Consider the following 466-nt stretch of genomic DNA (forward strand, 5'->3'; position numbering starts at 1 on the left):
ATCGTGGATGGAACGCCTGTCATCGTTTTCGAGAAAGGTGAGTGGCATCAGGATCGGATGCGGACCCTGCGTATGCTTGAAAGTGATGTGATGGCGGCCGTTCGGCAGAAGGGGCTCATGCGGCTAGAACAGGTTCGCTACGCCATCATCGAACGTGACGGCAAGGTGTCGATCATCCCGCAGGATGGGGGTGAGAAATGACCTTTGCAAGCTGCGTTAGCTGCCTTGTTTCTCGGTCGCTCATCACCCACGCCATGCCGGCTGGCGTCGATAAACACGCTTCAACACCATAATTTACACGTCTGCTGCCACACCGGGCCAGCACCAGAGCGTTGATGATGCCGCTTAGGTCTTAAGATTATAGCCCTACTCCAGGGAGCGAGTGGCTAGGGCTGCGGGATCAAGGCGGCTCGACCGGCCTCGCATCTGTGTGGGCGCGAAAGATGGTGGTGGCAGGTCTTAGAGA

The 466-nt window shown here is 57.3% G+C and carries 1 protein-coding gene; it reads left to right on the top strand.

Annotated features, from left to right (window positions below; translation table 11 throughout):
* The coding region (locus GSQ76_RS19175; protein ID WP_158745729.1) for a YetF domain-containing protein at positions 1 to 201 on the top strand (201 nt) is incomplete at its 5' end.
* Positions 202 to 466: the final 265 nt, after the last annotated feature.

The organism is Acidisphaera sp. L21 (assembly GCF_009765685.1).
GTDB lineage: Bacteria > Pseudomonadota > Alphaproteobacteria > Acetobacterales > Acetobacteraceae > LMUY01.